At 38.1% G+C, this 15,825-nt stretch carries 11 protein-coding genes; 2 read left to right on the top strand and 9 right to left on the bottom strand.

The window, feature by feature from the left end; translation table 11 throughout:
• Positions 1-232 precede the first annotated feature (232 nt).
• Both ACY2RU_RS14055 and ACY2RU_RS14050 read right to left on the bottom strand, forming a co-directional pair.
• Complete coding sequence (locus ACY2RU_RS14055; RefSeq protein WP_490139109.1) at positions 233-730, bottom strand: hypothetical protein; 498 nt, start codon at positions 728-730, stop codon at positions 233-235.
• Complete coding sequence (locus ACY2RU_RS14050; RefSeq protein ID WP_490139108.1) at positions 727-1,359, bottom strand: hypothetical protein; 633 nt, start codon at positions 1,357-1,359, stop codon at positions 727-729. The genes ACY2RU_RS14055 and ACY2RU_RS14050 overlap by 4 nt, the downstream gene beginning before the upstream one ends.
• Positions 1,360-1,792: 433 nt before the next feature.
• Here ACY2RU_RS14050 and ACY2RU_RS14045 point away from each other — a divergent pair, with 433 nt between their 5' ends.
• Positions 1,793-3,661: a CBS domain-containing protein gene (locus tag ACY2RU_RS14045; protein WP_490139107.1), complete on the top strand. Its 1,869-nt coding sequence runs from the start codon at positions 1,793-1,795 to the stop codon at positions 3,659-3,661.
• Positions 3,654-4,847: an aspartoacylase gene (locus ACY2RU_RS14040; RefSeq protein ID WP_490139106.1), complete on the top strand. Its 1,194-nt coding sequence runs from the start codon at positions 3,654-3,656 to the stop codon at positions 4,845-4,847. The genes ACY2RU_RS14045 and ACY2RU_RS14040 overlap by 8 nt, the downstream gene beginning before the upstream one ends.
• Positions 4,848-4,869: 22 nt before the next feature.
• Here ACY2RU_RS14040 and ACY2RU_RS14035 read toward each other — a convergent pair whose 3' ends face one another.
• From ACY2RU_RS14035 to ACY2RU_RS14005, 7 genes are all read right to left on the bottom strand, one after another.
• Complete coding sequence (locus tag ACY2RU_RS14035; protein WP_490139105.1) at positions 4,870-6,246, bottom strand: cytochrome c peroxidase; 1,377 nt, start codon at positions 6,244-6,246, stop codon at positions 4,870-4,872.
• Between the two features lie 130 nt (positions 6,247-6,376).
• Positions 6,377-7,918: a YifB family Mg chelatase-like AAA ATPase gene (locus tag ACY2RU_RS14030; protein ID WP_490139104.1), complete on the bottom strand. Its 1,542-nt coding sequence runs from the start codon at positions 7,916-7,918 to the stop codon at positions 6,377-6,379.
• A gap of 102 nt (positions 7,919-8,020) precedes the next feature.
• On the bottom strand, positions 8,021-9,790 hold the full coding sequence (locus tag ACY2RU_RS14025; protein ID WP_490139103.1) for a hypothetical protein: 1,770 nt from the start codon (positions 9,788-9,790) through the stop codon (positions 8,021-8,023).
• Between the two features lie 16 nt (positions 9,791-9,806).
• The gene (locus tag ACY2RU_RS14020) at positions 9,807-10,994 is read right to left on the bottom strand and encodes a DUF4249 domain-containing protein (protein ID WP_490139102.1); all 1,188 of its coding nucleotides are present in this window, start codon (positions 10,992-10,994) and stop codon (positions 9,807-9,809) included.
• Between the two features lie 28 nt (positions 10,995-11,022).
• Complete coding sequence (locus ACY2RU_RS14015; RefSeq protein ID WP_490139101.1) at positions 11,023-12,246, bottom strand: DUF4249 domain-containing protein; 1,224 nt, start codon at positions 12,244-12,246, stop codon at positions 11,023-11,025.
• An 11-nt stretch (positions 12,247-12,257) separates the two neighbouring features.
• Entirely contained in the window at positions 12,258-15,017 is a 2,760-nt protein-coding gene (locus ACY2RU_RS14010) for a TonB-dependent receptor (RefSeq protein WP_490139100.1), read from the bottom strand.
• Positions 15,018-15,761, bottom strand: a complete 744-nt coding sequence (locus ACY2RU_RS14005; RefSeq protein WP_490139099.1) for a hypothetical protein — start codon at positions 15,759-15,761, stop codon at positions 15,018-15,020.
• Positions 15,762-15,825: the final 64 nt, after the last annotated feature.

The following is a 15,825-nucleotide window of genomic DNA, read 5'->3' as shown; positions in this document are numbered from 1 at the left end:
CTATACTAACCTGATAATCAATATGTATGAATTCATCTATATGAATTCATACACTTATATTGTTTTTGTAAAAAGACGGTATTTTACAACAACCTATTTGAAAATAATTAAACATAAAAAACCAGTCAGATTTCTTCGGAATTAACCAAGGAAAAATGACTGGCTTTTAACTTGAACTAAGAGTCTCCGTCTTAATCACATGTAGAATTGCATGTAATTTGAACCTACTAATTTAACAAGCATCTTTGGCTGCTTGCCGTGCCTTCCAGAGCTGATCTGCCAATTTACTTATCTTTCTTTTCAGGTTTGTCATCATATCGTTATACTCTTGAGATCCTGCAGGGACAACGGTTCCATCATCTTTTACAATTTGACCATCTGTTGTCCATTCATGTTCTGTTGCTTCATTTAGTGCAATACTATAAGTAAGATTAACTACCTTCTGCATGGCATCATTACAGGCTTCGCTATCACCGTCGTCGCCACCACCTCCACCACCACCTGACCACGGCGGTAAGTTAAGCACAGGCAATCTTGGAAAAGCGGGTATATAACTATAAAACTCATCTGGGAACCAATAAGCCCATCCTGTTTCCATACCATCACCACTTGCTTCGACTACAATTTCGATTCCCGAATCACCAAAATCAACTACATCTTGAGCATTTGATGAATGTGTTGCCACTAGAAACAACACAGTTACAATTAATAAAGAGATATACTTTTTCATTTTTTCTTACTTTTTATACAGTTAAGTGGTTTCATTTTCTTTAATATAGCCTCTGTAGTTGTAAAACTCAGATTCATAGATCTATATAAGTTTTTCTTTGCTGTTGTATGCTCTGTACTCCCAGGCTTATACGTTTTGGCTCCCGATTTAGAAACCTTCACCAAAGAAGCTCCATTTTTTAAGGCCATCGAATACGTACGATACATATTAGCCGCCATCATCGTCTGACTGTATAACTCAGTTAAGTTTGAACAGTTTACCTTCTTAGCGTAAGGAATAGATCCTTTTCCCAATATCCAAGCTGGAACTCCGTCGCTTTTAAGAATAAAGTTGTTCCAGTCTGCTGTCTTTAAATCGCTTTCTGGAACTAAAGCTACCACATCGGTTTTACAGCCTTCGCATAAAAAGACAACTACCCTTTCTTTGACAAAAGATTCATCATTATAATCTAAACTATATGATGTGTTTAACTCCTTATCTAATGAAGAATACACGTTGTCTTGAAGAATATAAGACATATTCTTAGCGTTGTCTTCCTTGGCGTTATTAAGTAACACCACTGAAAATAAAAAGAGCCCACAACTCAATATCGAGAAGGTGAGAATCCTTAATAATTTGCTTTTTCCCATTGTTATTTTTTTTAAGATTAAACGTACATTTGATTAAAACTATTCATAAATATTCACATGTACTAATCTGATAATCAGAATGTATGAATTCATATACATGAAATCATATACAGAAGAATGTTCAACTGTTTTGCAGGATAAATTTTAATTGTTTTCTATGCGCACATTGGCCAAACTGTTTCTAAATTAGACTCAGTCAAACTTTAAGAAAGTCAGATATTTCAATAGTATTTAACCCATTTCAACTTGTAAAACAGCAGACTACGATATCGCTCTTATATTTAGATCTGCCATACGCGAAACCTCGGGTATTTTACAATTTCGCTTTTGTTATTTTTCTGAAGAAATCAAGAACTGATTAATGTCATTTTAGAAAACTAATTCTTTGTCTATTATTGAGTTATGAACTAATGGAATGTTCTAATCTAACATTATGGGTGAACACAATGTACAAAAACTAGAATCTAAAGATGCGCGTTCTATCTTTATACAGCATCTATTAAATGACATTGAAGCTTTGGAAATAATGCTTCAAAAAAATCTTATCGAAAACGACATCTATCGCATAGGTGCAGAACAAGAATTTTGCTTAGTCGATCAAAGTTGGCGGCCTACGCAGAATTCAGATGTGATACTCAAAGCAATTGATGATCCGCATTTTACCACAGAACTGGCCCGATACAACCTCGAAATTAATCTAGACCCGTATAAATTGGAGGGCAATTGTTTTCAACTACTCGGAAATCAATTAAACACATTAATTGCTAAAGCAAGAGAAAAAGGGGAAGCCGTTAACACGAAGGTTCTGCTTACCGGTATTCTACCCACCATTAGTCATGCAGAACTTGAATTTGAGTATATGACTCCCAATGCTCGGTATTGGGCATTAAATGACATGCTCAAGTCTATTAGAGGTGACAATTTTCAATTACATATTCGCGGTGTTGATGAATTATCCCTTTCGCATGATTCTGTTTTATTTGAAGCCTGCAACACCAGCTTTCAGCTTCATTTACAAATTCCGCCAGAAGATTTTATTGCTAGCTATAATTGGGCACAGGCCATTTCTGCTCCCATTTTAGGCATTGCTGCAAACTCGCCGCTATTACTCGGACGAGAATTATGGAGCGAAACCCGTATCGCATTATTTCAACAAAGTATTGATACCAGAAGTGCTTCTTTTGCCTTAAAAGATCAACAACCTAGAGTAAAGTTCGGAAAAGAATGGGAATCTGGTTCTATCGCAGAAATGTTTAAAGACGAAATAGCCCAACACAAAGTAATTTTATCTAAAGAAATTCCAACAGACTCACTACAAGAACTAGAACAAGGCAGAATTCCGAAACTTCACGCCCTAAATCTACATAACAGCACAATATATCGCTGGAACAGACCCTGTTATGGCGTTGGAAATGGCAAAGCACATATTCGTATAGAAAATAGATATATCCCCTCTGGGCCTTCTACTATTGATGAATTAGCAAATTTTGCATTATGGGTAGGTTTGATGATGGGAAGACCCGCTGAGTTTGACGATATGAAAAAGGTAATGGACTTTCGAGATGTTAAGTCCAATTTCATTAAAGCCGCCAGAACAGGAATAGAAACCATTATTTGCTGGAAAGGAAAAAATATAACAATACAAGAATTAATGCTGAAGGAACTACTTCCTATAGCGCATAACGGACTTAAAAAGGTGGGCATAGATGACGATGATAGGATCCGTTTACTCGGAATTATCGAAGCGAGAGCTAAAACCCAAACCGGAGCTTCATGGATCATCAAGAATTATCGAAATTTAAACAACTCGGTAAGTAAGGATAAAGCTTTACGCCTACTTACAAGAGCTATATATCAAAATCAAACAGAGAATATTCCTGTTCACAATTGGCCAGCCATCGAAAAAGAAGGCTACTTAAAGCAAAACTCACACCTTGTAAGTCATATTATGACCACTGAATTATTCACTGTAAACGAAAATGACCTGGCGAGCTTAGCAACGCAAGTAATGCAATGGAAGGATATTCATCACGTACCCGTAGAAAACGGCTTTGGAAAGCTGGCTGGGCTACTAACCTGGACACACGCACAGAAATTTCAAGAGGATGAAAAAGATCATGCAAATTTTATTGTAGCAGATGTTATGCAAACTGAAGTTACCACTGTTACCCCAACAACGCATATAATTGATGCTATTCGAACCATGAAAAAACATGAGATTGGCTGTTTACCAGTTGTACACAATAAAGATCTTGTAGGCATAATCACTATAAAAGATGTAATCCCCTTCGATAATGACTAAAGATTCAATTACGGCAATAGATTTATCGACCCAAAGACAACGTGTAATAGGCCACTTTAACGGAAGTAATGAAGGCCCTACCCTAGTTTTTGTTGCAGGTATCCACGGAAATGAACCCGCAGGTATCTATGCGCTTCGAAAGGTTTTAGGAAGTATAGAACATTTGAAAAATTCTTATAAAGGTAACTTGTATGCCATAGCCGGAAATTTATCTGCCTTAGAAAAAGGTATCCGCTATAACAAACAGGACTTAAACCGACTTTGGACCAAGGAGAATCTTGAAAATATACAAACCGAAGACAAAACAGAAAAAACTGGTGAACTTCTGGAACTCCATGAGATCTATTTTACGATTCAAGATATATTAAATACAGAGCAAGGTCCCTTTTATTTTTTTGACCTTCATACCACTTCTAGTCAAACCATTCCGTTTATCACTTTAAACGACAGTCTGCTAAACCGAAAATATTCATCACAATACCCCGTGCCTATCATTCTAGGAATAGAAGAGTTTCTTGAAGGTCCATTGCTCTCCTATATCAATGAGTTAGGCTATATCGCTTTCGGATTTGAAGGTGGTCAACATACAGATCCCGCATCTGTAGACCATCATGTCGCTTTTATTTATTTATCCTTAGTCTTCTCAGGCTGCCTTGATAAAACAACTATTAATTTTAAAGATTATTACAATCGCTTGTTTCGATCAACTGAAGGATTTCAGTCTTTTTTTGAAATCATCAAGAGATATGAGATCAAACCTTTTGAGGACTTTGAAATGGCGCCTGGCTTTAAAAATTTTCAAGCTGTAAAGAAAGGAATTCGTATCGCTCAAAGTAATGGAAAGCCCATCTATTCTAACAAGGACAATCGTATATTTATGCCTCTATACCAAGGAAAAGGAAATGATGGATATTTTCTTATTCTGAAAACACCAAAAATATTCTTAAGGATTTCTGCTGTTCTTAGAAAGATACACTTCGACCGAATATTGCCATTACTTCCAGGGGTTAGCTGGTCTTCAGAAACAAAAGATGAACTCGTTGTAAATTTAAAAATAGCACGTTTTTTTACTAAAAACTTCCTTCATTTATTAGGCTACCGAAGCAAACAGCAAGGTAAAACTCATCTGAGGGTCAAAAACAGAGAAGTTGCCTCCAGAGAATCTGAATATAATGGGTATTTTTAGTCTATGTTGAGAAAAAATGGTTTTACTTCTTGACAATACGTTTGGTCATTTGTAAACCGTTTTCTGTATTTATTCTTACAAAATACAATCCGGATGCTAAGTTCGTAAAGTCTAACTTGGTTTGCCCAGTAGCTTCCTTCTGAAACAACAATTTTCCTGTACTGTTATAAATCGATAATCGAAATGCTCCCAAATTAGTCTCCATCCTTGCCGTCGTACTAACAGGGTTTGGAGAAATAGACACAAAGGGCGTTTTATTGCTTTCAGAAATACCCAACGTACCACCAATGATTTGTATCGAGCCGTCTGAACCAAAAGGGTCAGACCATTTTTCATTGGTATAAATATCTGAACCTGTAAGCGTTTTTAAAAAGGCAACAAGCTCTTGCTTTTGATCTTCTGAAAGATTAAGCTGTTGTGGTTCGCCATTGGGCGCTGTTAATCGCACATCCAGATTCGTATTTGCTGGGTCATCGGGAATATTATTATAATGATTAACCACATCCAAAAGACTTGTAAAGCTTCCGTCATGCATCAAAGGCGTGTTTAAACTTCCGTTTGGATTGACAAGGTCTCGAAGTGACGGGGGTTTGGTTACCGATAGATCTATCTCTCCTGGCATTCCAGCAACAGTGATCACCCCGTTGTTTTGAGAGTGTATCTCAATAGAAAATTCTGGTGGTATATGACAATTTACACAACCTACACTGTTTACAAATAATTCCTTCCCCCTATTCTCCTGCGGCGTATAATTTGGAAAAGGTACACTCGTGCTGCTCACTTGCATATACCCTTCATCGAATGGCGAGTCAAAAGATTGTATACTTCTTATAAATTGCGCCAATGCTAATTGCATTCGGTTTTCTGAAATTTCTGAATCCCCAAATGCAAACTCAAAAAGGATATGATAATAGTCAATGCTCTCTAAGTGATTTATTAGGTCTGCCATACTAGGGTCGCCATTGGTTCCACTATACCCCATCTCTATATGATCCTGTATGGGTTGCGTCACTTGAGCTTCTAGAGTTTCAGCGCGTTCATCCCAAAAAAAATGTTCCTCACGTGAAAACCTAGGATTTACAAGCCGCATAGAATGCCGAGCCGTAAGCCCGTTCACTCCAGAACTTTGAACACTCGGATCACTAAAAGCGTTTGCTTGAATATGGCAACTCGCACAGGCAACACTGCCATCGCTAGAAAGATTTTTATCATAGAAAAGCACACGACCTAAGGTTGCAGCCCTATCGTCAATCAGGTTGCTATTGGTATTGTCATGGGAGATATAATCTGGAATATCCTGATTGGCGTAATTGAAAAGGTTATCCAAATCGATGGTCGCACTGATCAAAATCCAGCCTAAAGTCAATAAAAGCAAAAGATTTACTAATCTATTGTTCATAATAGTTTCTTAGTGACAAAGATGGTATTTGTCGACAATATTTGAAATTTCAAGATACTAATTTTAAGACAAAGGAATAAACCGACTCAATAGTAGCAAGTCTAACTCTATAATTCAAGGCATTAACAAGCTATCCCAGCCATCCATCTCTATCTAAGCTTCTATATTGAATCGCTTCGGAAATGTGCGCCCCCGAAACCACTTCTGCACCTTCCAAATCGGCAATCGTTCGCGCAACTTTTAGGATCCGATCATACGCTCTAGCGGACAAATTGAGCCTTTCCATGGCCGTTTTAAGCAATGCCAAGGAAGCTGCATCCAGCTTACAGTATTTCCGAATCTGCTTTACACCCATTTGCGCGTTGTAATGGATATGTTCAAATTCAGCAAATCGTAGCGTTTGTTGTTTTCTCGCTTTGGTCACTCGCTCTCTAATACATAAACTTGCTTCTCCTTTTCGCTCTTCGGAAAGTTTATCGAAAGGCACAGGTGTGACTTCAATATGAATATCGATACGATCTAGCAACGGACCCGAAATTTTACTCAAATACCGCTGCATATCGGCTGGCGAAGACATCACAGGAGCATCGGGATCATTAAAATAGCCACCCGGACTCGGATTCATACTCGCCACCAGCATAAAACTCGCAGGATAGCTTACCGTAAATCGCGCTCTTGAAATAGTCACATCCCTATCCTCAAGTGGTTGTCGCATAACTTCTAAGACACTTCGCTTAAATTCTGGTAGTTCATCTAAAAACAATACGCCGTTGTGCGCTAAGGAGATCTCTCCGGGCTGCGGGTAGGTTCCACCGCCAACCAAGGCCACATCCGAAATGGTGTGATGCGGACTCCGAAATGGCCGTGAGGTCATGACACCTCCTTTGTGCATCGTTCTGCCTGCTACGCTATGGATCTTGGTGGTTTCTAAGGCTTCAGTTAGACTAAGCGGTGGTAATATAGAGGGGAGTCGTTTAGCGAGCATCGTTTTTCCGCTGCCGGGCGGCCCGATGAGTATAATATTATGACCGCCCGCCGCAGCGATCTCCATACAGCGTTTAATAGATTCTTGTCCTTTGACATCAGCAAAATCGAATTCCGGATTCTCGAGATGCTCGTAGAATTCGGCTTCCATATCGATCTGCGTACGCTCCAATGGCTTTTCAGTATTAAAAAAATCGATTACCTCCTTGATGGTCTCAACTCCATAAACTTCCAATCCGTCAACAATAGCGGCTTCTTTGGCGTTTTGCTTCGGAAGAATGCATCCTTTAAAACCATCTTCTTTCGCTTTGACGGCAATGGGTAATGCGCCTCGAATGGGTTGTAATAGTCCATCCAAAGACAATTCACCCATAATAACATATTGATTTAAGGGAAACTTGGCTTCAATTTGTCCTGTAGCAACTAAAATACCAATAGCTAAGGGAAGGTCATAGGCAGCCCCCTCCTTGCGCATATCGGCTGGTGACATGTTGAGAATTAATTTTTTTCCTGGGATTTTGTAGTTGTTGTTCTGAAGGGCAGCCGCAATGCGGTAGTTACTTTCCCGAATGGCATTGTCGGGTAAACCTACCAAATGATAACCTATTCCCTTGTCAACATTGACTTCTACTGTGATGGTTGTAGCATCTACACCAAACACAGCACTTCCATAAACTTTTGTAAGCATGGTTTGCTATTTTACTGGGGGAGTAAAAGCATGCTTAAGATAGTGAATATTTAGAAAATAAAGCGAGTGACTTAAAATTAGAGCCTAGTCCGACCTTCGGCACTATTCCTTCACCACAAAGCTTTCAGAAATTGATACTGGCGCGCCACTATCGGTAAAACCTTCCACTTCCACTACATAGGTTCCTACATTATCTGAAGTGTAAAATGCAAAATCTACTTCCGAAGTATGCATTCTTACATTTGGCATCCAAAGCAACTGATTTCTAAAATCTGGAATTCGTTTGGTCTTATCTTCGTTATCCAACGTATAAACGGGCTTATAGTAGTCTTTTTGGGGTTGTGGTTTAAACAACTCCACTTTCTTTACATAATCCTTATAAACCAAACTTTCATAATCATTTTTGATCGTTTCAAAATCAAGAACACCTTGAAATACTTTAGAACCAAGGTAATATTGATCCTTTAGAATATGTACACGTTGTACTTTTCTTGCGTTGTAATCAACAAAATCATTGTGATCTTGAATATAAACTCCGTCAACTAAAACCAAAGGAAGCGCATTAATATCAAAAGAATTGTCTTGCGCGCGCACTTGAAAAACGCTCTTACCATCGCCTATGTTTTTTACCCATGCATTATCGATAACCTCTAACAACGTCTCCCGAATTGTTGGGAAACGCGTGTAATCATCCAAATTATAACTTACAGAAGGTTTTCCGTAAAAACGATCTACCCTTGGAGCAGGTAAAACGCTGTCCGTCTTAACCGTAAAATAACCGTTCTCTACTTGGTTGTAAATACTGCGTTTCAATAATTTTTCCTGATCCGATTTTTGTAACGTAAATTGATAAAAATCAAGTGTTTTTGTCGCCACAGAAGGAGCTTGGAAAAATAAGATCTCATAGCTGGCTGCCTCTGGATCTAGCACTTGCGCATAAGCATGTGTTTGATCATAAGAGCTATCTAAATTAATATAGAAGGTTCCCGAAGCATCTGTTTCAGCGATCTCAAATAAGTAATTACCTCCTGGAATAGAAAAAGCAATTTCTTTGTTCGGAACTGGCGATCCATTTCGCATTACTTTCCCCGAAATTAGCTCACCCCGTAATTCTGGGAGTGCAATTAAGGTACCTATATTAGGTTTATTCTTTCCATTTTCGGCCGTCACAGCACCGTCAAATGCCGCTGAAATACGCTTCGGAATTCCAGAAATTTCGTCTACTTTTCGTACTGAAATAGAATAATTGCCATTTTCATTTTTTAAGCTACTAAGACTTGCACTCACCAAATTACGGGTTCCGTATTGTTTCGATGACAGTTCCAACTTGATCAAGCTACTTTTTGATTCAGAAGGTACTGATGGCAAGCTATTTTCTTGAGCATTCATCGTTTCCGAAGATTCTACTTTGGGAGCAAGGATGGCCGACTGGTTCTCTTGATACGGATTTATAATACTGATGTCTTGTTGAAAAAAGTTCTTCTTTGAACTATTTGTCATCCATTGCGTATAGCCTAACAACTTATAGTTTCCGGAAGGCAAACTTGGTGGGACAAAAAAATCACCTGACCCCACACCATTGTTCAATAGCACTTTGTGCTTAAAAACTGTTTTTAGATCACTGCCTATTAGCTCAACATATCCAATTTTACTAATGCTTGTAGCTTGTTTCGTTTGTGTATCTAAACAGTAGAGTTTATAATAAAGATATTCTCCTGTAAGCAATAGCGGCGCGTTGTAGTGTACATAGGTGGTTTCCTGCGGAATTGCACTAAAACCAGTAATAGCATCACTTGATTGAAGGGTTGCTTGAGCCTCTGCCTTTAACACACATGCCACACTAAACAAAAGGACTATATAAAATCGTTTCATACTATTTATTTTTATATTATTCTTCCCAAAATTCTGGGACTTCTGGTGTTCCCACCGCAGTACAATCACCACAGAGTCTATACACAACACGATATCCGGTTATTTGCAAAGGCGGTTCTCCAAATTCTTCTTCGTCATAATAAATTAGATTCCTATTACCTACTTGGTAAAAATTATAAGAACAACCTCCACTATCAGATAGCCGAAGGTCAATTGGTGTACAATCTATAAAATATGGAGGTAAAGATTCGCCATAATAGAAATCTGTATAGTTGAAAAATATGCGTTTTTCACTCAGTGTAGCCACCTCAAAAAAACCAATAACCCGTTCTTCAGCATTCGCATCTGCTTTAATATTACCTTCAATATAACCAGTCTGTGTTTGCGAAAAAATACTTCCCCCTTCATCATTGAATTTATCCAGAGTGGCAAAATATGTATTTGCTTCACGTGTTTGAACCAACTGACGAACCAAAATACTATAACGGCTAGCCATCTTATAATTCTCGCTAGAGATAAACCGAACCGAGTGACCAATTATTCGGGAGTCACTAAGGTTACTTACATCCAAAACTCCAGAAGTTTTTCTTGTAGGCGACACAAAACAAGTAAGCTGATCGATCGGTCTTAGAACTGTTCCTACAAAGCAATCTGGAGCATCATCTACTAAAATAATTAAGTCCCTCGTTTTCCACTCAGGTACAATCAACTTATAAGTTTCTTCATACTGAAAACGAAAATATTTGGCCTGATTTGTTGGGTCATTACTATCTACAAAAATTGAAACCCCGTCAAAACCTTGATCATCTGTGATACGGTCTGCGTACACCCTTTCAATGCTCGATACTGCCGGGGTACTTTGAAAACTAGAGGTATACTTTTTACCATCATTAAGGGTGATTTTCAATTGATATTGTCGGTTTGGTTCCACCGCAAATGCATCAACAGCCAAATATGATCCTGCTTCTGTTTCTACAAAAGGATAGGATCTTCCTAGATCATCTATTATCAAAACGGTCGCATTTGTCTCAACGATAGGTTCGTCTTCATCTATGGGATGTGTTTTATACAGAAGCACCTCATGTTGTATCATTTTATCTGTGATCGTGGCTTGAACCACTAAAGCACTTTCAAAGGTTTCGGAATCAAAACTGAACGGCTCAACACATCCTACAAAACAGATGTTTAGTAGAAGGAGAAACATTATACTATTTCTTATCGTTCTTTTCATTTTAGTCTATCCAAAAATTGGGTACCTCACTGTTTCCAAGTGCTGTGCAGTGCCCACAAGGTTTTTGAACCATTAAATACGGTCCGGTTTGATTAGGTATTTGTCCCGTGTTTTCATCCCAATACACAATATCATCCAATATTAAACCCAATATAAGCGAGCCACAAGATGGTGGTAAGCCTGATTGCACAATATTTGGTGCAAAAGGTCTACATGTAGATACATAAGGTGGCAAGTCTTCGTTAGGGTAGAAATCGGTATAGTCAAAAAAGAGTCGTTGTTCACTAACCGTAGTCACTTCAAAAAAGCCAAGAATCTTTTCTTCCGAATTGGCTTCAGAAATCATATTTGTTGGGATATATCCCGCTTGAACCTGTGAAAATAGATTGTCTTCTCCTGCAAATGCCCCTAAAGTCTCAAAGTAAAAGAAGGAATCGGGGTTTTGAACAAATTGTCTAACCAAAATACTATACCGATGTGAAATGATATAATTATCGCTATTAATAAAACGCACTTCATGTTTAGTCACCCGGTCTTCGGTATTGTCATTCAAACTAAATTGGTTGATTGTGTTAGAAAGTACTGTAGCATAGCAAACTTCTTCCCCTGCCGGTCGTGGTACTTCCTCCACCGAACAATCTGGATATTCGGTACCAGTTACTTTTAAGTCAATTTCCTTAAACTCGGGAGCAATGACCTTATAAGTTTCCTCATACATATACCTAAAAAAATCTGCGTTCCCCGTTGGATCAAAACTATCAACATAAATGCCCATTCCATTAATTCCCGCATTATTAGTAGTGCGTTGGGCATAGACATCATCAATTTGAGCAACTTGCGGTGTTTTTTGAGGAGCCGAAATATAACGACGCCCATTTGAAAGCGTTATTTTTAAGACGTATTCTTTACCAACTTGGGCACCGAACTCGATATCTGAACCATATAGCCCCGGAGCTATTTCAGAGAATTCATAAACTAATCCTTCCGTTTCTTCTATACGAACCTGTGCATTCGATTCCATTACAGGGCCTTCGGCATCCAGCATATATGTTCTAGAAAGACGCACTTGCTGTTGTTTCACTTCATTTGTTACTGTGACATCTACAACTAACGCACTTTCAAAAGTTTCTGTTTCAAACTCAAAGGGTTCCACACATCCAATTACGAGCAATAAAATTGCCATTGGCCATAATGAGGTGTGCTTTTTACTAGGTTTTATTTTCATCTTCGGAAACATTAAAACTTAAAGTTATAGGTTATGGTAGGAACAGGTACCGAAAAGATCGAACTCTGATACGCCTTTACTTTTCCTTCTTGTGTCACAAAAAATACGGAGTACGGATTATTTCGACCCAAAACGTTATAAATGGAAATATTCCAAAAACTATGAGCGAATTTTTTGATCTTATGATTACCTTCAATATTAAAACTTAGATCCAAACGATAGTAATCTGGAATCCTAAATTTATTGCGATCACTATAGAAAACATATTCATTTCCATTCAACACATAACTACCAATTGGATATGTTACGGGTCGACCTGTTTGATAAATAAAGTTTAAGGAACCACTAAAGCGTTTCGTAAATTTGTAATTAGACACAAGGCTAAAATCATGTGGCTTGTCAAAATTCGACGGGAAAAATTCCCCATCGTTTACGCGTTCTTCTGGAAACTCGCTGTCTAACTGAAATAAAGCTCTAGAATACGTATAACCTATCCAGCCATTTAATTTACCTTTCGATTTCCGAAGTAATAATTCGGCTCCATAGGCACGCCCATTACCTTGCAGAACTTCCGTTTCAATGCGCTCATTGAGCAATACGTCTGCTCCCACCTTATAGTCAATGATATTTTCTGAAAGCTTATAATAACCTTCCAAGCTCAATTCATAGGTTGCGTCATCTAGGTTTTTAAAGAACCCTAATGAATACTGCTGCGCTTGTTGCGGTTTGATGTTTAGATCCGACAATTTCCATGTATCGGTTGGCGAAACGGTTGTGTTATTAGATAAGGTATGAATAAACTGATACGAGGTATTATACCCTGCCTTTACCGAAAAATCCTTTCCTAAAAGATATCGAAGTGATGCGCGTACCTCTGGACCACCATAATTAGCGATACTTTCATTATTTGCGTAGCTCTTGGTTTCTAAAAGTGTTCCGTCATTCTTAGGCAATCCTTCCTGATAAACATTTTGATCTGAGGGTCCCAAAGCGCTGTAAAATGAATATCTCAGTCCCGCATTTAAGAGCAGCTTATCATTAACCTCCCAAATATCACCAATAAACACAGCAGCTTCCATGGCCTTTTCTTCTGCGAGACTGACCGGCTGAATTATAGACTCTCCTCCGGTTGGCTCTATTGACCCAGGCGAAACATTATAGATCTTTGCCGATGCTCCATAATCAAATTTGTGTTCATTGCTCATGATATACTTCATACGTAACTTCAATTCTGTTTCCGTTACTTTATAGCCTAGCTCAAAATCCTGGTCAAGATCGCCATCGTAATCAATATTAAAACGATATTGACTATTTGACACAATAAGACTTCCTCTATTTTTATCGTTGAACTTGTGATTCCATTGTAGCGATCCCAAACGGTTGCTATAACTATAAATTGAGTCTGAAGTAATGCTGAAAGCATCCCGACTGTAATATGCTGTTGCTTTGATATCATCTTTCTCTCCGATCTTACTATTGAATTTTGCAACTATGTCGAAGAAATTGGCTTTACTATTAGCCAAGGACGGTTCATCCAATTGTTTTAGAATAAGATCTGAATAAGTAGTTCGCCCACCAATTAAGAAGCCGCTTTTCCCTTTTACTATAGGAACTTCAAGTGTAACATTACTGGTCACCGGACCAATAGCTGCCTCTCCCGAAAATTTATCGACATTCGCATCTTTGGTGTTTATATCGAATACTGCAGATAGTCGTCCTCCGTATTCGGCTGGCACACTTCCTTTGTAAATATCAACATCGCCGGTCGTAAATGGATTTAGAGCAGAGAAAATTCCGAAGAAATGCGAGGGATTGTAAATAACACCTTCATCCAATAAAATTAAATTCTGATCTGTCTTTCCTCCACGTACATTATAACCCGAAGAACCTTCTCCTGCAGTGCTAATTCCAGGTAGTATTGTCGCCACTTTTAATATATCACGTTCTCCCAGAACTAAGGGAATGGTTTTGATCTCTTCTACCTTGATCTGCGTAACACCCGTCACTGCCTGTTTGACATTCTGACCTCTGTTAGCCTCCAAAACGATCTCGTCAAGTGACTGAAGATCCTCTCGAAGCTCAAAATTGAGCGTTCCGTCATTGTAAATGATCACATTTTTCTGAATATCTTCATTTCCCAGTGATTTTGTCTCAAGTTGATTGAGTCCTGCTGGAAGTTCGATCTCGTAATATCCTTCGAAATTGGTTGTTGTACCCAAGTTTTTTCCTTTAACCACAATGGCTAAACTAGAAATAGGTTCTCCAGTATCTGGATTTACAGCTACCCCCCTTAAAGTAAATCTTTTTCTTGTATTTGACCTGTCTTCTTTTCCAATACGAACCGTTTGAACTGGTGTGGTTTTACTTGCTTTTTCTTCTTTAACAAATAACGGATTCGTCTTTGTATCTTCTTCATCAATAACAACGGTGCTTTCGTCATTAAAGAAGTTAGTAGGAAGCGAGTCGTAAATAATATTGTTCTGAGTTAAAATAACCTTATTCCCATCCATTACAAAAAAGTTGAGAACAGTATTGGAGAAAAGATCACTTAAGATGGTAGATACATTGGTATCGACATAATTTCCGGAAACGGTTTTATTTGACAGCCATGATGCATCATAAAAAAACTGATAATTTGTTTTTGCTTCAATGCTTTCTATAACTTCTTCAAGACTTTCATCGTTGTAAGCAATTGTGATCTTAGGATCTGTTTGCTGAGCATTGATCCAACCAAAAGTTAAAAGCAATATAAGTGTAATTAATCCTTTCATCTATTTGGTATTAGTTTCGTTAGACAGCAATCCCTTAACCTTTGTTAGGAGATTCTTCAAATAAGTTTCATTGGCATTGGGATCATTCTTGCCGGTTCTTTCCCGAACCGAATTGATCTCCTTTTTATACTGCGGAAAGATCTTGATCAGATCTCTTTTAGAGCTAACTTGCGTAAACTGCCCATTATACTTCAGAAAAAAAACAGGCCGACTGTCCTTGTAAACATAATATGAGCGATCTCCTTCAACTTTATTGCTGCGCCCTTTCTGATATTTTTTATAAAAGGTATAATATGTATTATCCTGAAGAAGTTCATAAAAGCCATTTTTATTGATCGCCTTTACTACACTATCATTAACATGTACAAAATGATGATCACCTATGGTAAAGTTGGTAGTATATGCCTTTACAGGTGTTAAAATTACCTCAGAACCGTCATTTGGGAGTTTAATTACAAGCAGGTCATCCCACACATTGTATTTGATATCCACATTATAATAATGCTGACCACTATACGTCACAGAACCCGTTACAAAACGCGGAGTTTTAAAAAACTTATAATTTTGGGTAGTCGCTCTGTCGAGATCGATATATTCTTTCCCATTAAATAATCCAGAGTTTTCAACGCCCACTTGCGCATCAAACCAATTGTAGTAGCCAATTTCAGTGTTTTGAGATATTCCGAAGACAGGAATCATAAAACAAAGGCATAGCCAGAAAAGTAGATGGTTGGTCTTTTTCATAGATGGTTAGCTTAATGTCTTAAAGGTAGAAAAAAATATGAGGTAGCGAAAAATTCTTGAATAG

The organism is Ulvibacter sp. 2305UL32-6, assembly GCF_058148545.1.
The sequence above is the reverse complement of the archived record's forward strand: the minus strand, read 5'-3'. Positions and strand labels throughout refer to the sequence as shown.